Here is a 23779-nt window from a genome sequence, read left to right as displayed (position 1 = left end):
TCGGTTTTTTCATAGGCATAAGCAGGTCAATAATAATTTTTGATTCATCGCACGAAGAAAAAGCGTTAGCTCTTTCGAGGAGGCCATACGCCGCTGACCAGGGCGCTTGCGCTTTTCTTAATTAATAGAGAACACGCCATAAATAAAAGGTTGCATAGGATTCCCAATTTCTCCATGGGATAGAAATCTTTAGGATTTCCTCTTTGGTTGGCTTTCTATCCATATTAAGTAGGGTTTTAATAGCATTGATTAAACCTGCATCATCGATAGGGAAGGCGGCAGGGAAGCGCAGGCAGCGCATCAGCACATAATTAGCTGTCCATGGACCAATCCCACGTATTTTAATTAAGCTTTTTTCGACCTCTTTAAAGTTTTCGGCTTCCCTTAATTTTTCTTTGGATAATTCACCGCTGGCCATTAATTGCGCAATCCCAATAATATATTCACTCTTTTTAACAGTCATTTTAATATCTGCCAGGTCAATAGGTGTGAGTTTAGCAATTCTTTTGTAGGAGGGGAAGATCCAATATTTTTTGCCTTCCCAATCGATTGACTCACCGAATTTTTCTACAAATTGCTTCTTTAATGTGTAGGCGAAGCTTAAGTTAATTTGCTGCCCTAAGACACCCCAACAGAGTGCCTCAAACAAATCAGGGATTCCGATGAGACGTAATCCATAAAATTTTTCTACAGTCATTTTAAGGAATGGGTCTGTTTTTGCCATTTGATAAAAGGGAGTTAAGTCATTATCAAGGTCAAACCATTCTCGAATATATTGGACGACATCTATAGTCTCCTGCGGTTTACCTTTTAAAAAGTGTACAACCATTTGATTTGAATCATTGACTTTTATTCTGACAAGGGTTGGAATTTCATCAATTGCAATGACCCTTGTAATGGTATCATTTTCAACTTCATACATACATTCATTTTTATTCCGCTCTAGATAACCAAGGTTTGCTTTCAGGTCAAATTCTTCAGGTAGCTCAATTATTACTTTGGATGATTCCTCTTCATAGGTATTTCTAGGATTCGTCACTTTATCTCCCCCGGCATTTTGCTATAATCTATTTTTATCATAAAAGTGTAGAAAACAATGTTTCTATCTTGATGCTACAATCAAAAATCTATTATTTTCCACTTGAATAAGTGTATATTGATTATGTAATTAAAGCTTCTATGAAGGATCTAATAATGAAGGTGAGGAATCATTGTTGAAACCAAAAGTTATTGTCTATAAAAAAGTCGATCCAACCGTTTTGGTGTATGTTCGTAAAGCCTGTGATGTTATTTATTTTGAAGACTTAGATGCAACCACACTTCCTGAATTTTACCAAGAATTAAAGGATGCAGAAGGAATTCTAGGCTCGAGCTTAAAAATTGATGAGAAGTTTTTAGAGCAGGCCCCTAACCTAAAAGTAATAAGCAATATTTCAGTTGGCTACGATAATTTAGATCTTGAGAAAATAACAAAACGAAAAATTATGGCAACCAATACACCTGGTGTTTTATATGATAGTGTTGCCGATACCATTTTTGGCTTATTACTAGCAACAGCAAGAAGAATGCCAGAATTAAACCAGTTGGTCAAGTCAGGGAAGTGGACATCGAAAATTAGTGAAGAGCAATTTGGCGTAGATGTTCATCATAAGACATTAGGAATTATCGGAATGGGAGGAGTAGGTTCGGCTATTGCCAAACGGGCTCATTTTGGCTTTGATATGCCTATTTTGTATCATAATCGGACGCGAAATCCAGAAGCCGAACAAACCTTTCATGCAACCTATTGTTCACTTGAAGAAATTTGTCAGCAAGCTGATTTCATTTGCTTAATGACGCCGCTAACTCCAAACACTGTTAAACTCATCGGGGAAAAGGAATTTAAATTAATGAAGAAATCAGCCATTTTTGTCAATGGTTCGCGCGGGGCTACGATAGACGAGGATGCCTTAGTTTGGGCTCTTCAAAACGGAGAGATTTTAGCTGCAGGACTTGACGTGTATACACAAGAACCAGTAAACCCAGATCACCCGCTGTTGAAAATGGATAACGTAGTCACATTGCCGCATATTGGTTCCGCAACCTATGAAACACGATTGAAAATGGCTAAACTTGCAGCTGAAAATCTAGTGCTTGGTCTCCAGGGAAAACAGCCGCCTTCCTTAATAAATCAAGAGGTGCTAAGCGAAGTCCGATAAATAAAAGGCGTAAAGAATCATTAAAAAAGTGATTCTCTACGCCTTTTTTATCTAAGATGAGGGGAACATCCTCAAAAATCCATCAGGTTTCGGACAATTGGTAATATACAACAATCATTTTCGGGTGCCTGACACCAATTATTATGATAATCTAAATATGGTATGATAGTATTAAATTTGTTTAGAATTACTTCTTAGGAGAGGATATTATATGAGTAATAATGAGGTACCTTCTCTACAGAAGGATGGAAGGTCTATTATAGTAAATCAACGAAATCTATCTAGTTTAATGACTGATCTAAAGTTACTATTTAAAGCAAATGTTTTAACCGCTAATGTCCTGCCGGTTTTTGCAGGATTCTGGTTAGCTTTATATTTTACGGATGTCCCTCTCTCAAGTAATGTGGATTTATTACTTTTGACTATTTTCGGAAGTACAATGGTGATTGCCGGGGCACTTGCGCTCAATAACTGGTACGATGTTGATATTGATACAGTAATGGATCGTACAAAGAATCGTCCAACGGTGACTGGGAATTTCTCACTTAAGCAAGTATTAATCATTGGAATTTCACTTACCGTAGTTGGGTTTATTTTATTACTGTTTACGACATTCGAAGCTGCGTTATATGGTTTCGTCGGATGGTTTACTTATTGTTTTCCCTATACCATGTGGTCGAAACGAAAGTATACCTTTAATACCATAATTGGCAGTGTGTCTGGTGCGGTTACACCTTTAATTGGCTGGACAGCAATCGCACCTGGATTTCAAAAGGTACCAATGATCTTGTTTTTAATCTTGTTTATTTTTCAAATGCCGCATACCTTTGCGATAGCCATTAAGAAATATAAAGAATATAAAGCGGCTGGGGTGGCGATGCTTCCCGTTGTTCGTGGACTCTCCGTGACTAAACGGCAAATGGTCATGTATATTGCTTGCTTGTTTCCATTGCCATTCTTTTTAGATTCACTTGGAACAACCTTTATGGTCATAGCTGCTTTGCTAAACGCAGGGTGGTTGGTGGTAAGTATCAGCGGTTTTTTTATCAAAGATAACCATAAATGGGCCCAAGTGAATTTCTTATACTCAGTTAATTATATAACCATTATCTTCCTCATGATGATTGTGGTTACCTTACCGATCTTCCATCGGTAAAAGAAATTATATGAAAAAGTCTGATCGCTGTAGGCAAATACAATGCCTACAATCGATTGGACTTTTTTTTTATTAATCGGATCTTTTAAACGTATTTATTTTTTAAAATGGGAAGATGTGTGATGCGGTTCACTACACTGAGAATGGTTCCCAACTATGATATAAGTATGAAAATCACAAAGGGGATGATTCGGAATGGGAGCTGCAAAAGGAAACAACAAAACGAAGGCAGGCGAAGTTCAAGAAGCACCGTTAAAAGGAACATGGATTTCCGTAAGTGTTGTGGGAGTAGTCATTCTACTTACGTATTTCTTATTATATGGACTTTACATGTCTAGAGTTTAGGGGGGATTTGGAATGAAGATGCATCTTGATGAAAAAATTTGGCTGACCTTAAGTTTTGGGATAATCATGATTTTTATGTTTATCACAGGCTATCAAGCATTTGCCTTGGATATGGCTCCACCAAGCAATAAGGAAATTATTGATCCACAAAAAGTGGACCAAATCGCACCATTCGATAAACCAGGTGTTACTAAAATTGGTGAAAATGAATATGAAGTTGTGATGACTTTACAAGTATTTAGCTTTAATCCAGGTAATTTTGAAGTTCCTGCTGGTTCTACAGTGCATTTTACACTAACCTCCAAAGATGTGGTCCACGGCTTTGAGGTAGCTGGAACAAACGTGAATGCAATGGTAATGCCAGGACATATTCAAAAAATCACCCAAAAGTTTGATAAACCAGGCACTTACTTAGTGTTATGTAACGAATACTGTGGTGCTGGTCACCAAGCAATGAGTACAACGATTACGGTTAAATAAAGGGGGGAAAGAAAATGCAAACAGCAAAATCACATACACTAAAAGATCAAGCAAATAAAGTAATGGGAATCAGTAAGGAAGATGCCGTTTTAACAAAAACATATATCATTGTAGCATTTACAGCACTACTTCTGGGCGGAATATTAGGACTGCTGCAAGGACTAAATAGGTCAGGACTTCTAGAACTGCCATCATGGCTTAACTATTATCAAGTATTAACAGCACATGGTTTATTATTAGTTGTTGTCTTAACTGCCTTCTTTACGATTGGATACTTTTATGCATCACTTTCCCATACTTTAGGAGGACTGCTGCCGAAAGTAAGGAAGATAGCTTGGATTGGTTTTGGAATGAAGATTGTCGGCTTTATTCTATGCATAGTGCCAATTCTAATGAACGAAGCATCAGTTATGTATACATTTTATCCGCCGATGGCAGCACATCCGGCTTTCTATATCGGGTTAGTATTCATTGCCCTAGGCGTTTGGATGTGCTGCATTGGGGCGTTTATCAATGTCGCTAATTGGAGAAAAAACAACAAAGGTCAACATGTGCCTATTCTTGCTTACTTTGCAACCGGTGTGTTTATCCTTTTGTTCTTTGCTCTAATTCCAGTTGCAATTGAAGTTTTAACCATTATTCCATGGGCCTTTGGGTGGGTTGAAACAATTAATGTCATGGTTGCTCGGACACTATTTTGGGCGTTTGGACACACGCTGGTTAATATTTGGTATTTAACGGCCGTGTCTGCATGGTATGTTGTTGTACCAAAAATTATCGGTGGGAGACGGTGGAGTGATACCTTAACCCGTGTGGTTATTATTGCCTTAGTTGTAATGAACATCACTGGTGGATTCCATCATCAGATTATTGACCCCGGAATTTCTGAAGCAGTTAAATTTATGCATGTATTTATGAGTTTGGCGATTGGTTTCCCATCATTAATGACCGCATTCGCTATGTTTGCTGTATTTGAGCGGACTGCCAGGAAACAAGGTGGAAAAGGTCTAATTGGCTGGTATAAGAAAATGCCATGGGGGGATGTTCGTTTCCTAGCACCATTTATTGCTATGGTCGCCTTTATTCCAGCAGGTGCAGGCGGGATTGCCCAAAGTACAAACCAGCTAGACCAAGTTGTTCATAATACCATGTGGATTGTTGGGCATTTCCATTTAACACTCGGAATGTCGGTGGTAATGACTTTCTTTGGAATTAGTTATTGGTTAGTTCCTTATATTTCAAAACGTGTTCTAACTCCACAAATAAATAGATTAGGCGTAATACAAACTTGGATCTGGACAATTGGTATGATATTTATGTCAGGTGCTATGCATTGGGTTGGATTACTTGGTTCTCCTCGAAGAACATCCTATACAACCTACGGCGATAATGCAACAGCATTAAGCTGGGACCCGTATTTAATGTGCTTAGCTGTGGGAGGAACACTATTAATTATCGGTGTTATTCTTCAAGTGTATGCTGTTGTCAATATGATGTTCTTTGCGCCAAAAGGTGAAACAGAATTTCCGATTGCGGAAGAGGAAGAAAATGCAACCAAAACACCATACTGGACAGAGCGTTGGGGCCTTTGGATTGTTGTTATGCTATTAGTTGTAGCCATGGCCTATGTTATCCCATTAACGGAATTTATCGTCAATGCCCCTCCGGGGTCACCACCGTTTAAAACATGGTGATTACGAAAAGCTAAAAGCCAGTAGGCGCTTTATCTGGAAGGTTTTCAATGAGAGAGATAGCTCGGGTGGCTAAGGCTATCTCTTTCCACTTCAAAAAATAGATGTAGGAAGTGATCTTCATGATCAAAAATAGACATCATACATTTGCATGTTTGCTTGTTATCTTATTTGGCTGTGCATTGTTTTATTTCGGAACAGATGGTTTCACAGCTTTCACGGCAGAAACTGCGCGGGTAAAAGAACTAATTGACGATAAACCCCAATTCCCTAATGTAACCTTAGAAGACAGCAAAGGGAGGGAATATTCTATTTCTGAATTTGAAGGCAAATATGTATTTATTACCTTTTTGTATACGTCCTGTACAACGGTTTGTCCTCAATTAGAAATGAATATGTCGAAAGTTTATGATAAGGTACCAAGCAAATATATGGGCAAAGATATTGCCTTTTTAAGTATCAGCTTCGATCCTTCTAGGGATGACCCAGCCACGTTGGAAAAATATAGAGGCTATTTTAATAGTGACGGTGAAACATGGAGGATGGCAAGAATTGCAAATAAAACAGAATTAGATGCATTGTTAAAAGCATTTGGTGTGATTGTCATTCCCGATGAATACGGTAATTTTGCCCATAATTCAGCTTTTTATATTGTTGATAAAAAAGGCAGACTTCTAGATGTTTTAGACTACAAAAAAACGGATGAAGCTGCTAAAAGGCTTACAGGGATTCTTGACATGGAAGCGGGGGAATAGTTATGAAGCAATCACTATATGGCTTATTGATCCTCCTATTCCTTGCACTGCCTCCTGTGGCAAACTTAATGGAATCTGTCATGATTATTCACATGCATATGCAAATGCCGCTGTTAATTTTCACCGGATTTCTCCTTGCCCGTATTTTTCAACTACGATTCCCACGATTTTTTGAAAAATGGAACGGAAATGGAATACCAGGAATCATATTGTTTATCATCATCGTCGCTTATTGGACACTGCCAAGGTCAATGGATGAAGCATTAACTTTACAGAGTATGGAAGTGTTTAAATTTACTAGTTTACCTATATTGGCAGGGATCCCACTAAGGGATAGCTGGAAAAAACTTAGACCTGTTGGTAAACATATCACTTTTTATTATTTTATTATCATGTTTTCCGCAATGGGGTGGTTATATATATATTCCCCCGTGCAATTATGTAACAACTATTTAATTATTGAACAAATTACTCTAGGCTGGGGATTTATTACAACTGCAATCTGTATGGTCATTTATTTGCTCTATAAGGCTTTTGTCGATCCTAAGAAATACGAGTAATGTATTTTGTGATTTCCAGCATAAAAACATAAAAAACTGTTAGGAACCAAGATCCTAACAGTTTTTTGAATTAGATATTTATTAAAGAATCCTAAGGTTCGTTTGTTATGGTTGCCCTCTTTCGAGCCTTCAGAAACTTGATTACATTTAAAACAATGGTCTTGACTACGGCATAAAACGGTACTGCCAAAACCATTCCCAAGATACCAGCTAAATTTCCGGCAGCGAGCAAGACGATAATGATTGTCGCGGGGTGGGTATCAAGTGATTTTCCAAGAATGAGCGGAGATAATACATTCCCTTCCACCTGCTGGGCTATCACAATAATTAAAATAACTAATAAAGCTTTTGTGGGTGAATCAAATAAAGCTACAATTACAGCGGGTGCACCGCCAAGAATGGGGCCGACATATGGAATGATGTTGGTAAACGCAACAATTACGGCCATAACTAGTGCAAATGGCAGATCGATAATCAGGTAGCCAATAAAAGCAAGTATTCCTACTGATAGGGCAACAATAACTTGCCCTTGTATATAGGAGGAAAGTGTTTCACCCGTCTCTTTCAACATAAGCAATCCTGCTTCCCGATATGATACAGGAAGGAATTTAGTTACAGCCTTAGGGAACTTATGTCCGTCCTTAAACATATAGAACAGTAAAAACGGAACGGTAGCTAGGATGACAGCAATATTGGCAAACACACCAAGGATATTGGAAATACCGCCAGTGATCCTATCCGGCAAGGTATTCGCATAGGCAATCAGTTTTTCTTTACCGGTTTCCAAAAGATCATTTTGCTCCTCCATGATCCATTTGAATTCGGAACTTCGTGAAAGCTTATCAAAATACTGCAAGGTTTTGTTGGCATAATCAGGAAGTGCATTAGCAAGTGCGGTAAATTGCTCTGTGATGGCAGGAACCAAGTTGCCAATCGCTAAAACAAGAATACCAATAAACACTACATAAATTATTAGGATGGCAAGAATTCTTGGCACTTTTTGGCGCTGAAGAAAATTAACGATTGGATTTAGTAAGAAAAAGAGAAATCCGGTTATCAGAATTGGGAAAAAAAGAGTAGAGAAAAAGATACCGATCGGCATAAATAAAAATGAAATCTTTGTTGAAACAAAGATGATGGTTAATATTAGAAGGATTTGGATTAACCCATATTGGAATTTTCTTTTTGACATTATTTTCCCCTTTTTTCAATTGGCTGTGTTAAACTTGTCTGTTGATTTCCGTTCCAGGCGCTTCGCTTTCCGCAGGCGTTGCGGGGAGCCTCCTCGGCGCTTACAGCGCCTGCGGGGAGCCTCCTCGGCGCTTACAGCGCCTGCGGGGTCTCCCCTGCCCCGTACTCCCGCAGGAGTCTTCGCGCCTTCCACTCCAATCAACAGAGTGCTAAAATCAACATTAACGTTTAACACAGCCTTTCAATTAGTTTAACTAAAATTATATCAAAAACTTGGAATAGAAGACAAATAATAGTATTACTTTTGGTGTCAGGCACCAGATGGGGATATTAAAAAAAATGAAACTTTCGGCTTAGTTTGTCGTATACTTAAATGGAATAATTTACATAAGAGGAGAGAAGGGGTGTTGGATTTGGAATTGCAAACAGAAGTAAATATACAAAAAGAGAGTCCTAAGTTATTAGGAATGTTTACGAGTCCTGGAGTGCAGTTTGAGCGAATTAAGCAAAGTCCGAAAATTTGGGTACCATTAACTATTATTAGTATCCTTTATGCCATTGGTATGGCGTTTATGGCTCTATCACTAGACGCTGCTACTTTAATTGCTCAAGGAGTGCCTGAAGATCAAGTTGATTTGGTGTTAACCATAACAAAAGTAACAGTATTAGTTACGGGCATCATTACGCCTATTATTGGTGTTTTAGTGAGCAGTGCTATTCAATTAGCGATTGTCAAGATTGCTAGTTCCACTGTTTCTTTTAAACAATTATTATCTATGAATACTTTTATCATGATTATTGGTGCAGCAGGACTTATATTGAATATGGGAATCAGATATGCCATCGGCGGGGATCCAGAAATATATATTACTAGTTTGGCAGGGCTTCTCAATCAGGATAAAGCTGGTGTTTTAGGTTCCATCGAAGTATTTGGAATCTGGTCTGCTATATTGACTGCCTTGGGACTTCATAAAACAGCGCAAATTTCTAAAGGGCTGGCATGGACAATTGCGGTGATTTTCTTCGTAGTTAGTATTGGCTTTGCTTTGGTCGGTACTCTTTTACAGGGAGCGCCGAAGCTATAATGAAGAAGAAAATTTGGATTAGCATTAGTGTAATATTATTAATTATCATAATGATTTCTGTAAGTGTCTACCGGCAGGTCCTTGCAAAGGGGCATTCCGTTAAGACCACGGAAATCAGCCAAGAAGAAATCTCCTCTCTATTAATGATTCCTGGAACAGTAAAGCTTCCTCAAGAACAAATGGTCTATGCGACACCAGACAAAGGGGATATCAAGAAGCTGCTCGTCAAGGAAGGAGAGACAGTCAAGAAAGGTGCTGTCTTGGCTCAAATAGAAAATCCACAGCTTGAGTTGGAGATTGAGCAGAATAAATTAGCGGTCGAATCCGCTAATTTAAAAATAAACCAAATCGATAAGAAATTGGAGCAACTTGAAGACAAAGAAAAGACCTTAGGTGAGCAGGTTGGAAAAAAGGAAGCGAAAAAGCAGCTTTCTCCTGAATTTGAACAGCTGGAGATGGAAAAGGAACTAGCTAACATCGAACTTAAGCAAACAGAACTTCAAAAAGACTTGATTAGTAAACGCCAGGATGATTTAGAGATTAAGAGTACAATGGCTGGAATTGTTTTGACAGCCAAAAAGCCAGCAACATCACTTGATGCAACAAGCGAACCTATTATACATATTGGGAAATTAGCAGGGATGACAGCATCAGGACTACTGTCCGAATACGATACTCTTAAAGTTAACAAGGGTCAAAGAGTGATCATCAAATCAGAGGCATTGCCGGGCAAAGAGTGGCTGGGTGAAATCACGAAGACATCTATTTTGCCAGAGCAGAACCAAGCGAGTTTGCAAAATGGTACACAGGCTGTGCAGTATCCTGTCACAGTAAAGATTTCCGGTGATACAAAAACGTTGAAACCAGGCTTCCAAGTCATTATGGAGATAGAAACAGATAAAAAGACAGCGATGGTCCTGCCGCTCGATGCGTTATTTGATGAGGGGGATCAGCCCTTTGTATATCTCGTAAAGGATGGAAAAGCGCAAAAACAAAATGTCAAAACTGGCATTACATCAGGAAAGAAGATTGAAATCGTTGAAGGTGTTACAAAAGGAGACAAAGTCATCATTAATGGACCTGACAAACTAAAAGATGGGTTGGATGTGACCGTTAAATGATCCAGCTAGAATCCATCTCAAGATCGTTTTTGTTGGGAAAAGAAAGTGTACCTGTCCTAAATGGTATTAGTCTATCCATTCATAAAGGTGAATTTGCTGCCATCATGGGTCCATCTGGCTCAGGAAAGTCAACCTTAATGAATATTATTGGTTGTTTGGATAAACCGACAGAGGGTGAGTATTATCTTGGCGGGGAAAATGTCTCTCATTATAATGACAAGGAATTGGCCAGGGTTAGAAATCAATCGATTGGCTTTGTCTTTCAGCAGTTTCATTTGCTCCCGCGCTTGACGGCCTTAAAAAACGTTGAATTACCAATGATTTATGCAGGAATCTCCAAAAAAGAGCGCCAGGCTCGTGCAGAAGAGGCATTAATGAAAGTAGGTCTTGCCGACCGCATGAACCATCTGCCTAATGCTCTATCTGGAGGACAGAAGCAACGTGTTGCCATAGCGAGAGCTATTGTCAATACACCAAAGATTATTCTAGCGGATGAACCCACAGGTGCCCTTGATTCAAAAACAAGCAAGGACATTATGGAACAATTTAGTGAACTGAATAATGAAGGAGTAACGATTATTATTGTTACCCATGAATCAGAAGTGGCTGAATACGCGAACAGAACAATTATGGTTAGGGATGGAATGATTCAGTCGCCTTTTGATGGTGTTAGGGGGCCGGCAGGATGAGTTTTATGGAAAATCTTATTATGGCATTAAGCTCACTAAAGGCCCATAAAATGCGGAGTATTCTAACAATGCTTGGGATTATTATTGGGGTGGGAGCTGTTATTATCGTCGTAGCCATCGGACAGGGCGGGGAAGCGATGCTGAAATCACAAATTACTGGGCCCGGGAATACGATTGAGTTATTTTATCAGCCTTCCGATGAAGAAATACGTGCGAACCCCAATATATTTCAGCAAGCTCCCTTCAATCAGGAAGATATCAGAGCGTTGGAACAAATTACGGAAATTAAAAGTGTTGTTGCGTCAAGCACCCAATTGTCTTCTGTTAAATTTCAAAAAGATTCCGTGGATGCCTCTTCAACTGGAATTAATCAGGCCTATATAAAATTAAATGAGTTGAAAGTTGCAAAGGGAAGGAGCTTGTCAACCTCTGATTTTCTTGGCGGCCGCCGTGCAGCATTAATCAGTAATAAATTGCAAGAGGAACTATTTAAAGGGAAAAATCCAGTTGGAAAGGTTGTTATGGTTGCCAATCAACCGATTGAAATCATTGGGGTTTTAGAGAAACCAACTGGTCTTCTATCATTTGGGTCAATGGAGGTTTATCTGCCTTTCCAAACGTGGAAAACGATTTACGGTAGCAGTGATTTTACCCAAGTAACCCTGCAAGCAGCGTCAGCTGAACAACTGCAGGTCGCAGGTAAAAAGGCTGCTAAATTATTAAATAATCTGCATAGGACGGATAAATCCTACCAAGTTATTAATATGGAAGAAATCGCTCAAGGGGTAGGACAAATCACAAAAATCATGACATTAATTATCGGGAGTATAGCAGGAATCTCATTATTTGTTGGTGGAATTGGTGTTATGAATATCATGCTCGTATCCGTGACCGAAAGGACAAGGGAAATCGGGATTCGTATGGCGCTTGGAGCTACCCGAGGACAAGTGCTGACTCAATTTTTAATTGAATCGATGACACTAACTTTTATAGGAGGTATGCTCGGGATTTTGCTTGGCTGGGGAACGTCCACCATTGTTAGTTTCTTTGCAGGTTGGCCATCCTTAGTGTCTTGGCAGGTGGTAGTAGGTGGGATGTTGTTCTCAATGGTTATTGGGATTGTGTTTGGACTACTTCCAGCAAACAAGGCTTCTAAGCTTGACCCGATTGATTCCCTAAGATATGAATAAGGAAAGATGAGGAAACTAGATCGAGGGTCTACACGAAGGTGTAGGCTTTTTCCTGTTATTGCCGTATAGTTATCAGTTTGCAGATTATGGGTAATGTGATAATATAATTACAGGAATATTCAGATAATAATTCGTGGTAGGATTGACTTAGAATAATAGTTTAGAAGGAGTCGAGATGAGCATGGAGAGACTTAGTGTAGAGAGCAAAGGTTATTTTGGGGAATTTGGCGGAAGTTTTGTTCCCGAGGATTTGCAAGTGGTAATGAACGAATTAGAAGATCAATTTAATCGATATAAGGATGACCCTGAATTTATATCGGAATTCAAGTATTACTTAAAAGAATATATTGGTAGAGAAAATCCATTAACGTTTGCAGAAAATTTAACCAAACAAAATCAAGGGGCAAAAATATATCTGAAACGAGAAGATTTAAACCATACGGGTGCACACAAAATTAATAATGCCATTGGCCAGATTCTTTTAGCAAAACGAATGGGAGCAAAGAGAATTATTGCTGAAACAGGTGCAGGACAGCATGGTGTGGCCACAGCAACTGCCTGTGCCATGTTTGGGATGGAATGCATTATTTATATGGGTAAACTTGATACGGAACGCCAAGCGCTCAATGTCTTCCGAATGGAATTACTAGGTGCGAAAGTAGTTCCTGTTGATAAAGGCCAAGGGCGTTTAAAGGATGCTGTAGATGAAGCCTTGGGTGACTTGGTGCAAAACTATAAAAATACCTTTTATTTACTTGGTTCGGCTGTAGGACCGCATCCTTATCCGACCATGGTCAAGCACTTCCAGGCAATTATCAGCGAAGAATCGAAAAAGCAGATACTTGAAAAAGAAGGAAAACTGCCGACAGCGGTGATTGCTTGTGCTGGAGGTGGCAGCAATGCCATTGGTGCTTTTGCCCATTATATTGACGAAAAAGGTGTGCGCTTAATTGGGGTCGAACCAGCTGAGGCACCAACTTTGACGGAAGGAATTCCAGCGGTGATTCATGGCTTTAAATGTTTAACATTACTTGATGAAAACGGGGAGCCTAAACCAACGTACTCGATTGCTGCGGGGCTGGATTATCCTGGTGTTGGTCCTGAGCACAGCCATTTGAAAACAAGCGGGCGAGCAGAGTATGTAACAGTGACTGGGCAAGAGGCCCTAGAGGCATTCCAATTGTTAAGCAAAACGGAGGGAATAATCCCTGCGTTAGAAAGTTCACATGCCGTCGCATATGCTATTAAGCTTGCAAAAGAATTATCTAACGAAGATGTCCTAATTGTTAACCTATCAGGACGCGGTGATAAGGATGTTGAGCAGGTGTTTAGGATGTTGAAAAAATAATAATATACATAAGGATAAGCCGATAAATGGCTCATCCTTTTTTGTTTCTAGGGGGAGCAGTTCTTTGAAAGACTTATTATTAATAAAAGGTTATAAAGATCATGAGTATTTAAGGAAAAGCTTTAATCAATTGGCCACTGATACGTTTGGAATAGAGTTTGAAACGTGGTACAAAAATGGATATTGGACAGATAAGTATCTGCCGTATTCATTTGTTGTTCATAATAGAGTGGTAGCTAATGTATCCGTTAATCTTGTAAACTTGGTCGTAAATGCGGATGTTAAACAAGCAATCCAAATCGGTACTGTCATGACACACCCTGATTATCGAAATAAGGGATTGTCGAGACGCTTGATGGAGATTGTGTTAGACGAATATAAACATGTTGATATGATTTATTTGTTTGCCAATCAAACAGTATTGGACTTTTACCCGAAATTTGGATTTTCTTCTAGAGATGAAGTGCAATTTATATTGGACTATCATCATATGCCTCCATCGTCTTCTAAAATGAGAAAATTAGATGTTAGCAATTCAGATGATTTAGAGTACATCTATAATTTAGCGAGGAATCGTAAGGTTTTGTCGGAAGTATTCGGAACTTCAAATTGTGAGGAGCTCCTCATGTTTTATTGTATTATGGTTTTTAGCCAGGACCTCTACTATCTTGAGAATGAGAACGCACTGGTGATCTTTCAAAGAGAGGGGGATTGTATCCACCTTTATGATATTGTCAGTTCTCGAAAGGTAAATTTTCAAACAGTGTTAAGTGCGATTGTCCCGCTGGATTGCAGTAAAGTCTTTTTCCATTTTCATCCCGATCAGCATGAATTAGGATATGAAAAACAGCTATATAAAACCGATAATGTCCTTTTTATAAAGAATCAAACAAACGTCACGTTACCAAATGAATTCAAACACCCGCTTACTTCACAGGCATGATGGTGCCTGACACCATTAGATAACTCCATTAGAGAACAGCTAGTACATATTACCCATTTGCTATTAGCGGTTCTTTTTTTATATCTGGGGGTTAGAGAATGTTTCTCGAGTTTATTGAATATATTTAAACAAATAATCTATGGAATTTGGTTGATAAAGGGGACAAGTATGATAAGTAACAGGATGAACTTTTATATGGATTTAAGCAGAGCAGAGGCATGTTCTTTTTATAAAAGGCTATTGTTCATTTTTTTTGGTGCTACGCTTGTAACCTTATCCTTACAATTATTTTTGGTGGAAAATCATGTGATTGATGGAGGAATTATCGGCATAAGTATCCTGCTAGCTCATATTACAAAAGAAGAAATAGGATTGTTTTTGTTGGTATTAAACACACCTTTTTTCCTCCTTGCCTATCGGTTTCTAGGAAGAAGGTTTCTTATGCTCAGCATATTCGCCATCCTCATTCTTTCGTTTGAAACCTATATATTCGATTCACTTCCGGTCCTCACCACTAACCCCCTCCTAGTAATTGTCCTTGGCGGAATAAGTTTAGGACTAGGTGTCGGCATAACGATTCGATTCGGTGGCTGTTTTGATGGAACAGAAGTGATAGCTATCCTCTTAAGTAAACATTCTTCATTTTCAATCGGACAAATTATCTTGTTATTGAATGTATTCATTTTCGGGAGTTCCATTTTCATCTTTGGGTTAAGTGAGGCCATCTACTCCTTAGCAACCTTTCTGGTAGCCTATCGAACGATCGATCTATCTATTCAAATTACTTAGAAGAGTATTTTGAGATGATGAGATTCCTAGATAAAAGCTTAAAATAGAATCCGCCAAATTTAAGGAAATGCCCATTCAATTAGCGAACGGGCATTTTTTTATCATTATTGATTTTTTAAAAATTCTATTACTCTTTCATTTACTAAATCATTGGCCTCGGTTATATAAATGTGGCCAGCACCGGTAATTGTCAAAAATTCAGCATTTGGAATTTTCTCAGCTAAGGTTACCCCATTTTGATAGGGAACTAATTTGTCTTCGTCTCCATGGATAACCAAGACAGGGCATTCGATTTGGTCAATCACGTTGGAGGTATCGTGAGCTAAGCAGGCTTGAAGTTGAAGAATATAGGCGTAAGGGAGAACAGGTATCTCTATTCTTCTTTGTATGTCCTCTGCTACTAATTCACGTTGTTTTTCTATAAATGACTGACTGTATAGGATTGGAGCGGTGGCCCAAGCCATTTCTTCTGGTGTTGCAACCGCAGAACCCCTTGAAAGCATTAGCATCGAGACTTCTGCACTAGGCTGGACATGGGTTGCACCCCCAGAGGTTGTACAACCTAACACAAGAGAACGGACCCTAGAAGGATACAATAGTGATAATCTTTGTGCAATCATCCCACCCATAGAAATGCCGTATACATGGGCTGTTTCTACTCCGGCAGCATCCAAGACACATTTAGCATCTTCCGCCATTTGCTCAATTGAATAGGGGAAATTTGGTTTGCCGCTAAGACCTGTCCCGCGATTATCAAAAATAATTACTTTAAAGTGCTCACTGAGAGCAGGGAGTGTCCTGAACCAAGATTTTGAATTTAGTGATAACCCCATTATTAAAAGCAATGGTTCACCCTCTCCGTGAACCTCATAATAAAGATTAATCCCATTTCCAGTAGCTATTGGCATTAATTCAATCCTCCCTTAGCTTACTTTTGAGTGTTTCTTTAAAAAGTTGCGAATAACTCTATTAAATGCGTCCTTTTGTTCTAATTTGGCAATATGACCAGTATTCCTAAGGATCACAAATTCAGAGTGGCGTATTTGTTTGTGCATACCTTAGCGTCATTCCTTGGTGGACAAATGTTTTTATTCGGTGCCTGACACCAGATAATATTATTTAAAAATCGTTCCGGTAATTTTTGGGATTTCCTTCGGTCTAAAGGAGTGTTTTGAAGATGTTTGTTTAATTTAACAGCATTAATTTTTCGCTCTTTTAAGGGACGAAGACTTTTGTGGATATTGTCGAAAGAGGGAGGTTTACAAAACCTCAGTTTACTACAATAATATTAACTATATTACTATTCTAATTAATGATTTTGGGGACCCTTCGAAGCAATTGCAGCTATTTTTAATAACATGAAAGGTCCAGCACTATTCTTAGCCTCAAAGCTTCTAATTATGTTTATGGTCATATACTAGATGTTGACGGTGGGACAACTGCCAGTGTACAGTAAATAGAAGAAACTGGTCAGTTAGTGAAGAGGGATGTACATGGAGTCCATGCATCAAGACAGAGATTCTTTTTATAAAAAAATAGAAACAGAAATCAATAAGAGAATCCATGCATACACAAATAACAGAAAATTCACTATTGCATTTGGAAATGCTATGGAAACACATGTGAAGCATTTAAAAATTCACAGAAGATTAGCAACAAGAAGATTAAATCAGCTTGGACTTCCAAATAAAGATGAAATAAGTGCTATTTCTGTAAGAATCGTAGATTATGAGGAAAAGTTAGATCTTTTGGATGAATCTATCTATTGGATGAATAAAAGACAGAAAGAGAACCGGAACAAGTTAAAAATGATTCGTGAATCATTGGGAGCTTTGCAAGCAGTATTGGAAAAGGAAACACGGGAAATCCACGCATGTAAACTAAAAAGCTTGGAAGAAGAGCTAAATGAGTTAAAACAATTATTTGAATTGAATTTGGAGGAGAAAAAACATGACGAATAAAACTGAAAAAGTATTAGAATCAGAAAATCAAAAAGTAGAGGTTGAAGAGGAACAAGATGCTTCAAGCTTAGACCTTCTTTGGAAGTTAGGATTCAATGAATTAGATGCTTGGGAAAATCGCTTAAATAAACGAGATACACTTTTCTTAGAAGCAGTCAAGAACTACGTGGAAATGCTTAAACAGAATCAGGAAAATGCCCTCACCGTTTCGACGCAATTTGGGATGGAACTTAAAGAGTGGGAGGAGGCAGTGCGCGAAGAATTACTTATGACCACCACTCCACTACAGCAGTTCTTTCCTGTGAAATCATATGAAGAAATTAACAAAGTTGTTGAGGACATTCAAACTAAAACAGCTCATTTATTATTAACCCCAACTAAAGCATTATTAACAGGACAATTAAATTCTTTAGATAAATATGTAGAAACCGTTGAACAGTATATTGCTTATCGAAAAAATGGCAGAGAAAAATATATTGAGAGTGTTAAGAAAACCAGCAATGTTTTATATGAAAATCAAAAAGTATTTGTAAATATGTTTTCTAAGCAAGTGAAATCTGCGATATTGCCATTTCAGAATTATATGAAGGATTCTACCGATCAATCCAAATAATGACTAAAAAGGAGTGAGAGTAATGTCTGGTAAAAAACCTTACGATCCAGTTGAATCCTTTCAGGAGCTTAGTCAATTATGGGAAAAACAAATAAATGATTTTATCAATCATTGGACGGCTAACAAGGATTTCATAAAAATGTCTAATGCCGGAACGGAAATTAATTCTCGGTATCTTGAGGCATTTAAAAAGAATCAGGAAACACTTGCAAGCGTTCTAAATTTACCAACTAAAAATGATATAGCTAATGTTGCATCATTAACGGTCCAAGCCGAGGAAAAAATTGAAGCTCTTGAGGAACAAATCTTGGATTTGCAGGATTCCATGAAGTCGCAAACTAGAGAAATCGAGAGTGTTGTGGATATTGCAAAAGAAATCATTAAATTAACAAAGCAGCTTAAAACAGAGTTAGTAAAAACGAAAAAAGAGCAAATAAAGACCAAAGAATTAAAGGCCGAACTCCAAGAAATGAAGTTAGAGTTAAAGAAATTAACTAATTTTAAAGAAGAATTTGAGTCATTAAAAGGTCTTCTTGAAAAGGACAAAGAAGTGGAGCGGGAATTAGCAGAATCAGAGAAATCGAAATAAATGAAATGGAGGGGGGAGCTTGGGAACAGAAGCACCGTTCAAGGGAAGCATTCCAGAATTTGATTATCAAAAAGAAATGGACCGTTGGGCGAATGTCGTAAAACTTTTATCTGAACCTGAACCCAAGGTTGCTCAGACTCCAAGGACTGAAGTATGGAGAAAGAATAAATCAGTTTTATGGCATTACCCTGCCAAACAGAAAAAGTATGAGATTCCATTATTTTTTGTGTATTCGCTTTTTAATAAACCATATATTTTAGATATTGATCCTAAGAAAAGTGTGATAAAAAACTTAACTGAGATGGGCTATGAAGTGTATTTATTGGATTGGGGTACACCAGGCTATGAAGACAAAAAGATTGGTATCGATACGTATGTCGAGAAATATTTAAAAACGGCTGTTAAGCGGGCGCTTCGCCATTCTGAAGCGGAGGAAATTTCACTCGTTGGATATTGTTTAGGCGGTACGATTGCCTCTATCTACGCATCTGTAGCCGAGGAACCAATAAAAAATTTAATCGTAGCCACGGTTCCTATTGATTTCAGTACGTTTGTAGGGCCGGAAAAATGGGTGGAAGGTCTCCAAAGTGGAGATATTAATATCGATCTTTTTCTGGATGTTTATGGAGTTGTTCCCCCTAAATATGTGGAATTGATGTTTAGAGCCATTGGATCACCAATCTATTTTACCAATTATACCATGCTTTTAAATCGGGCCCACGATTCCCGTTATGTTGAAAAATGGCGCCGGATGAATAAATGGACACAGGATCAAGTGCCTTTTGCTGGTGAAGCCTATAAACAATTTGTCAATGAATTGATTATAGGTAACAAGCTGGTTAAAGGGGAGTTGATGGTTGGGAAAAAGGCTGCGGATTTGAAAAATATTCGTGCCAATCTATTCGTAGTTTCAGGGTCTAGAGACAATTTAGTTTTAGAAGAGCAAAGTAAACCAATTATAGATTTAGTATCGAGTGAAGACAAAACGTATGTTTGCATTGAATCAGGGCATGTTGGTCTTGCATTATCTGGTTTATTAGCAGAAATTGTTGATCAATGGGCGTCTAGTCGTTCCAATCGTCTTTTTTAAATATAGATTGGAATAAACAGATATATTCCAGTAGGGCAAGTTAGGAGAGGAGAGAGGTTTCCTCACTCCTAACTTGCTCTTTTATGTTTGTTCAAAAATGACCTCAGAACTTTATTGAATTCATCCTTTGCCTCTAATTTAGCAACATGGCCGGTGTTCCTGAAGATGACAAATTCTGAGTGCCTAATTTGTTTATGCATTAGGAACTGAACCCAAACGGGTATAACTGAATCGTACTGCCCGCCTATAATTAGCGTTGGCACTTTTATCTGTGGGAGTAATGTTATGTTATTTACTTGTAAACAAGCCTCCATTGATTTAAAAAAGAATTCACGGTTTGGCTTGTAAAATTTAGAGAAGGTCTCGATATTTTCTTTACTCCATGAATAAAGACAAACCTTTGCAGATCTTTCTGTGACCATTTCAGGTGATTTAATTTCCCCTAAGGCTTTCCTGAAATTAATAAAAAGCGTTCCGAATTGCTTTGGAGCATAATGGTAAGTACTTACTAGCATCAAAGACCGGCACATTCCAGGTGCTTGACGATAAATTTCTTGGGCAACCATTCCCCCCATTGATAACCCGCATATGTGTGCGCTTTCAATTCCCAGCTCTTTTAATATACTAATGACATCATAGGCAAAGCTTTTGATGGAGATCTCCCCTGGTGCAGTGTACTCTCCATGCCCCCGTAAATCAGGGATGATTAAATCATACTGATTCGCAAACTCAAACTGGTTTGCCCAGCCCTCCTTTACTTCACCTAGACCGTGAATAAAAACCAAAGGCTCACCTGCACCAAACCGCAAATAAGGAATTCCGGAGTAACTTTTGAATATTTCACTCAACATTCATTCCTCCTAGTTGTATAATAACAACTGTTATTTCCAATATTTGAATGGTCTAAATGGGTATAAAAGTACGATTATTTTATTATATATGTAATTATGGGGAAATATTACATATGGATGTAATGCACAGATATCAGAGTTACCTGTCTCAAAAGATAATCGTGTAAAAAGAGAGAAGGTTTTTAGCTAAAATGGAGTGAATTGGAGTACAACCTGGCATTTTTGAGTTATGATAAAAGGATTAAGGACGTTAATTGAAAATGAGGTTCCCTTATGATAAAAAAGTATCTGACATTTCAAAAAAACAATGGAATTGCTCCGTATATTTGGACGGTTCTTGGCATTTTACCGTTTTACTTTATTTTTCAATCCCCCTCAACTATTGAAATAGTAGTGGGGATATTACTCACATTATTATTCTTTATTCTTTACAGAATTGCGTTTATATCTAAAGGCTGGCCCGTCTATCTATGGACGTTGATCCTGATTGGTATTTCTATTACTGCCACAAGTCTTTTCAATTATGTTTACTTTGCTTTTTTTCTTGCTTATTTTATCGGCAATATTAAAGAAAGAATTGCTTTTTTAACGTTGTATTTTATTCATTTGTTTAGTACGTCGGTATCCATTAACTTCAGTATTGTCATGCAAGAAAAATTATTTCTACAGCAATTACCCTTTGTTATTATCATCTGGATTAGTGTTATCCTCCTCCCGTTTAGCATCCATAACAGGAAGGAAAGAGGTCAACTGGAAGAAAAGTTACTGGATGCCAACAAACGGATTTCAGAGTTAGTTAAAATAGAGGAAAGGCAGAGGATTGCCCGGGACCTTCATGATACCCTTGGACAAAAGCTCTCACTTATTGGGTTGAAAACGGATTTGGCCCGAAAGTTAATCTCAAAGGACCCGGAGCAAGCACGGAATGAATTAAAGGATGTCCAGCAAACAGCCCGAACAGCATTAAGTGAGGTGCGTAAGATGGTGTCATCGATGCGTGGAATCCGACTAAGAGACGAAATTGCCCGTGTAGAACAAATCCTTCACGCGGCTGAAATTAATTTTAGCAGTGAAGGAGATTTTACTCCATCAAATGTTACTCTGTTTACAGAAAACATTCTCAGCATGTGTATGAAGGAAGCTGTAAATAATGTTGTCAAACACAGTGGTGCGAAATCTTGCTTCATATCCATTATTCAATCAATGCAGGAATTGGTAATGACCATTCGCGATGATGGAGTATTTAAGGGGGAGAAAGAGTCGATGCAAGGCTGCCATGGGCTGATTGGCATGAAAGAGCGTTTGGAATTTATTAATGGGAGTCTAGAAATGATAACCAAAGAAGGAACCACATTGATCATAAAAGTACCAAATGATGTTAAACCAAGGATGGAAAAGGAGGAGAAAAATGATTAAAATCGTGATTGCTGAGGATCAGCAAATGCTATTAGGCGCTTTTGGTTCACTTCTTAACTTGGAAGAAGACATGGAAGTGGTTGGAAAGGCATCAAACGGTGAAGAGGCCGTGTTACTGGTGAAAAAATTCCAACCTGATGTCTGTATTATGGATATCGAAATGCCAGGTAAGAGTGGTCTAGATGCAGCAGAAGAACTAAAGGGTCTAGGCTGTAAAGTAATCATATTAACTACTTTTGCCAGAACCGGTTACTTCCAACGTGCGTTGAAAGCAGGTGTGAACGGGTATTTGTTAAAAGACAGTCCAAGTGAAGAGTTGGCAAGTTCAATCCGTAGTGTAATGTCAGGAAGAAGAATTTATGCACCAGAACTTATGGATGATGTGTATGGGGAGGAAAATCCATTAACAGACAGAGAAAAAGAAGTGTTGGAGCTCGTTGCAGATGGTAAAAATACAAAGGAAATCGCAGAAGAGCTAAGTATCAAGACTGGAACAGTTAGAAACTATATCTCAATAATCCTAGATAAACTTGAAGTAAAAAACCGTATCGAGGCGATTACTCAATCCAAAGAAAAAGGCTGGTTTAAATAAGTTGTCAATGAACGGTGTCAGGCACCGTTCATTTTTTGTTTCTTCATAGTAGACCAAATCCAATCCATTAGGAATAAGCAACTAGGCTTCAGCTGCGGTATGGTACTGCTTATCAATAAAACCTTTAATATAATCAAAAACTTCCCGAGGACGTTCTTCAGGAAGGGCGTGTCCAGAATCTTTTAAAACAATGAGCTCTGAATTAGTTAAATCCTTGTTTAACTTCTCACCAATATTAAGGGGCATTGATTTATCATGATCCCCCCATAGTAATAAACAAGGTGTTTTTATTTGGTTAAGAATTTGGGCAGGCAAGTCTCCTTCGCGATCACGAATCATTCTTGTAAGAGCTACAAAAATTTCATCTGTTAAAAATGGTTGTAAGTAACTGTTAATCATTTCGTCATTAATAATGGCGTGATTATAAAGTGCGTCCTGAAGATTCTTCTTGACCCCCGTCCGTGCAAACCAATATTTTACGAAAAGATGGAAATAGGGTAGGTAACTTGTAATAATCAAAGGCAATTTTGAACGCTTGAGATAAGCTGAACTGCAGAGAAGAATAGCTTTGTCCGCAAGTTCTGGCATCATATGGAGGATATTTAAAACAATTTGTCCTCCCATAGAATGACCAATAAACGTCATTTTTTTAAGCCCTAATGATTCTGTAAGCTGGATTACTGTATCGGCTAAATTTTTGTAAGAATATACATAGCGGTTACATTTGGCGCTTTTCCCAAAGGGAGGAAGATCAATAGATAGAACCTGGTACTCCTTTTTCAATAAAGAAATTAAATGGCGAAATGTGAAGGTGGAAGAAAGGAAGCCATGTAATAAAACAAACGTTTTTTCAGATGTGTGATTAGGATAAAACTCGTAATAAACATTAATGTTATTTACTGGTTGATAACCTGCCAAGACGGTTTGTTCCATCAAGATCTCTCACCTACTCTTGTTAATAAAATAGATGAGTATAATGTTCCCTAAATATCTGTACATACCCAAAAAATATAGCCTAAAAATAAAAACCCATTAATATCAGCAATTTATATAAATTTCAAAATAACAGTACAAACCTCCCATAAGAATCTGATAAAATTTAATAAAAATGGTTATTTTTGGTGAA

At 38.1% G+C, this 23779-nt stretch carries 26 protein-coding genes; 20 read left to right on the top strand and 6 right to left on the bottom strand.

Features of this window, described 5'->3' with window-relative positions; translation table 11 throughout:
- Positions 1 to 121: 121 nt before the first annotated feature.
- On the bottom strand, positions 122 to 994 hold the full coding sequence (locus tag ACE198_RS19955; RefSeq protein ID WP_375376809.1) for a DNA-3-methyladenine glycosylase family protein: 873 nt from the start codon (positions 992 to 994) through the stop codon (positions 122 to 124).
- A 220-nt stretch (positions 995 to 1214) separates the two neighbouring features.
- Between ACE198_RS19955 and ACE198_RS19950 the strand changes: the two genes are divergently transcribed.
- The 7 genes from ACE198_RS19950 (at position 1215) to ACE198_RS19920 (ending at position 7185) form a co-directional block, all read left to right on the top strand.
- Positions 1215 to 2198, top strand: a complete 984-nt coding sequence (locus ACE198_RS19950; protein WP_375376808.1) for a 2-hydroxyacid dehydrogenase — start codon at positions 1215 to 1217, stop codon at positions 2196 to 2198.
- Positions 2199 to 2409: 211 nt separating this feature from the next.
- On the top strand, positions 2410 to 3354 hold the full coding sequence (cyoE, locus tag ACE198_RS19945; RefSeq protein ID WP_285850887.1) for a heme o synthase: 945 nt from the start codon (positions 2410 to 2412) through the stop codon (positions 3352 to 3354).
- A 195-nt stretch (positions 3355 to 3549) separates the two neighbouring features.
- Complete coding sequence (locus tag ACE198_RS19940; protein ID WP_375376800.1) at positions 3550 to 3699, top strand: hypothetical protein; 150 nt, start codon at positions 3550 to 3552, stop codon at positions 3697 to 3699.
- Positions 3700 to 3711: 12 nt separating this feature from the next.
- Positions 3712 to 4179, top strand: a complete 468-nt coding sequence (locus ACE198_RS19935) for a cytochrome c oxidase subunit II (protein ID WP_251456415.1) — start codon at positions 3712 to 3714, stop codon at positions 4177 to 4179.
- Positions 4180 to 4193: 14 nt separating this feature from the next.
- Positions 4194 to 5873, top strand: a complete 1680-nt coding sequence (locus tag ACE198_RS19930; protein WP_375376799.1) for a cbb3-type cytochrome c oxidase subunit I — start codon at positions 4194 to 4196, stop codon at positions 5871 to 5873.
- A 119-nt stretch (positions 5874 to 5992) separates the two neighbouring features.
- Positions 5993 to 6625 carry an SCO family protein gene (locus ACE198_RS19925; RefSeq protein ID WP_375376798.1) on the top strand — a complete coding sequence of 211 codons (633 nt, stop codon included), beginning with the start codon at positions 5993 to 5995 and terminating at the stop codon, positions 6623 to 6625.
- A gap of 2 nt (positions 6626 to 6627) precedes the next feature.
- The gene (locus ACE198_RS19920) at positions 6628 to 7185 is read left to right on the top strand and encodes a hypothetical protein (protein WP_251456412.1); all 558 of its coding nucleotides are present in this window, start codon (positions 6628 to 6630) and stop codon (positions 7183 to 7185) included.
- A 91-nt stretch (positions 7186 to 7276) separates the two neighbouring features.
- Here ACE198_RS19920 and ACE198_RS19915 read toward each other — a convergent pair whose 3' ends face one another.
- Together ACE198_RS19915 and ACE198_RS19910 are read right to left on the bottom strand one after the other, a co-directional pair.
- Positions 7277 to 8377, bottom strand: a complete 1101-nt coding sequence (locus ACE198_RS19915) for an AI-2E family transporter (RefSeq protein ID WP_251456410.1) — start codon at positions 8375 to 8377, stop codon at positions 7277 to 7279.
- Positions 8378 to 8392: 15 nt separating this feature from the next.
- Positions 8393 to 8611, bottom strand: a complete 219-nt coding sequence (locus ACE198_RS19910) for a hypothetical protein (RefSeq protein WP_375376797.1) — start codon at positions 8609 to 8611, stop codon at positions 8393 to 8395.
- Between the two features lie 178 nt (positions 8612 to 8789).
- Between ACE198_RS19910 and yknW the strand changes: the two genes are divergently transcribed.
- The 7 genes from yknW to ACE198_RS19875 all read left to right on the top strand — a co-directional run bounded on the left by yknW (position 8790) and on the right by ACE198_RS19875 (position 15541).
- Positions 8790 to 9461, top strand: coding sequence for a YknW family membrane protein (yknW, locus tag ACE198_RS19905; RefSeq protein ID WP_375376796.1), 672 nt, complete (start codon positions 8790 to 8792; stop codon positions 9459 to 9461).
- Entirely contained in the window at positions 9461 to 10582 is a 1122-nt protein-coding gene (locus tag ACE198_RS19900) for an efflux RND transporter periplasmic adaptor subunit (RefSeq protein WP_251456404.1), read from the top strand. Before yknW ends, ACE198_RS19900 begins: the two co-directional genes overlap by 1 nt.
- Entirely contained in the window at positions 10579 to 11271 is a 693-nt protein-coding gene (locus ACE198_RS19895; protein ID WP_251456402.1) for an ABC transporter ATP-binding protein, read from the top strand. The genes ACE198_RS19900 and ACE198_RS19895 overlap by 4 nt, the downstream gene beginning before the upstream one ends.
- Complete coding sequence (locus ACE198_RS19890; protein WP_251456400.1) at positions 11268 to 12461, top strand: ABC transporter permease; 1194 nt, start codon at positions 11268 to 11270, stop codon at positions 12459 to 12461. Before ACE198_RS19895 ends, ACE198_RS19890 begins: the two co-directional genes overlap by 4 nt.
- 181 nt (positions 12462 to 12642) lie before the next feature.
- Positions 12643 to 13809 carry a tryptophan synthase subunit beta gene (trpB, locus tag ACE198_RS19885; protein ID WP_251456745.1) on the top strand — a complete coding sequence of 389 codons (1167 nt, stop codon included), beginning with the start codon at positions 12643 to 12645 and terminating at the stop codon, positions 13807 to 13809.
- Positions 13810 to 13873: 64 nt separating this feature from the next.
- Entirely contained in the window at positions 13874 to 14752 is an 879-nt protein-coding gene (locus ACE198_RS19880; RefSeq protein WP_251456398.1) for a GNAT family N-acetyltransferase, read from the top strand.
- Positions 14753 to 14947: 195 nt separating this feature from the next.
- The gene (locus ACE198_RS19875) at positions 14948 to 15541 is read left to right on the top strand and encodes a YitT family protein (protein ID WP_251456396.1); all 594 of its coding nucleotides are present in this window, start codon (positions 14948 to 14950) and stop codon (positions 15539 to 15541) included.
- Between the two features lie 104 nt (positions 15542 to 15645).
- On the opposite strand, the gene ACE198_RS19870 is transcribed toward ACE198_RS19875, so the two are convergent.
- Entirely contained in the window at positions 15646 to 16449 is an 804-nt protein-coding gene (locus tag ACE198_RS19870; protein WP_375376795.1) for an alpha/beta fold hydrolase, read from the bottom strand.
- Between the two features lie 585 nt (positions 16450 to 17034).
- Between ACE198_RS19870 and ACE198_RS19865 the strand changes: the two genes are divergently transcribed.
- The 4 genes from ACE198_RS19865 to ACE198_RS19850 are packed head-to-tail and all read left to right on the top strand — an operon-like array spanning position 17035 to position 19794.
- A complete protein-coding gene (locus ACE198_RS19865; protein WP_375376794.1) occupies positions 17035 to 17502 on the top strand; it encodes a hypothetical protein in 468 nt (155 codons plus the stop codon).
- On the top strand, positions 17492 to 18115 hold the full coding sequence (locus tag ACE198_RS19860; RefSeq protein ID WP_375376793.1) for a hypothetical protein: 624 nt from the start codon (positions 17492 to 17494) through the stop codon (positions 18113 to 18115). Before ACE198_RS19865 ends, ACE198_RS19860 begins: the two co-directional genes overlap by 11 nt.
- Positions 18116 to 18137: 22 nt before the next feature.
- Positions 18138 to 18704, top strand: a complete 567-nt coding sequence (locus ACE198_RS19855) for a polyhydroxyalkanoate biosynthesis repressor PhaR (protein WP_375376792.1) — start codon at positions 18138 to 18140, stop codon at positions 18702 to 18704.
- A gap of 19 nt (positions 18705 to 18723) precedes the next feature.
- Positions 18724 to 19794, top strand: coding sequence for an alpha/beta fold hydrolase (locus tag ACE198_RS19850; RefSeq protein WP_375376791.1), 1071 nt, complete (start codon positions 18724 to 18726; stop codon positions 19792 to 19794).
- A 68-nt stretch (positions 19795 to 19862) separates the two neighbouring features.
- Here the strand turns inward: ACE198_RS19850 and ACE198_RS19845 are convergent, their stop codons facing one another.
- The gene (locus ACE198_RS19845) at positions 19863 to 20645 is read right to left on the bottom strand and encodes an alpha/beta fold hydrolase (RefSeq protein ID WP_375376790.1); all 783 of its coding nucleotides are present in this window, start codon (positions 20643 to 20645) and stop codon (positions 19863 to 19865) included.
- Positions 20646 to 20918: 273 nt separating this feature from the next.
- Between ACE198_RS19845 and ACE198_RS19840 the strand changes: the two genes are divergently transcribed.
- Both ACE198_RS19840 and ACE198_RS19835 read left to right on the top strand, forming a co-directional pair.
- Positions 20919 to 22061: a sensor histidine kinase gene (locus tag ACE198_RS19840; protein ID WP_375376789.1), complete on the top strand. Its 1143-nt coding sequence runs from the start codon at positions 20919 to 20921 to the stop codon at positions 22059 to 22061.
- Complete coding sequence (locus ACE198_RS19835) at positions 22054 to 22653, top strand: response regulator (RefSeq protein WP_375376788.1); 600 nt, start codon at positions 22054 to 22056, stop codon at positions 22651 to 22653. The genes ACE198_RS19840 and ACE198_RS19835 overlap by 8 nt, the downstream gene beginning before the upstream one ends.
- 81 nt (positions 22654 to 22734) lie before the next feature.
- Here ACE198_RS19835 and ACE198_RS19830 read toward each other — a convergent pair whose 3' ends face one another.
- The gene (locus ACE198_RS19830; RefSeq protein WP_375376787.1) at positions 22735 to 23586 is read right to left on the bottom strand and encodes an alpha/beta fold hydrolase; all 852 of its coding nucleotides are present in this window, start codon (positions 23584 to 23586) and stop codon (positions 22735 to 22737) included.
- Positions 23587 to 23779: the final 193 nt, after the last annotated feature.

It is taken from the genome of Neobacillus sp. KR4-4 (assembly GCF_042136325.1).
Taxonomy (GTDB): Bacteria; Bacillota; Bacilli; order Bacillales; family Cytobacillaceae; genus Neobacillus.
This window is presented reverse-complemented; position numbering and strand designations above follow the sequence as displayed.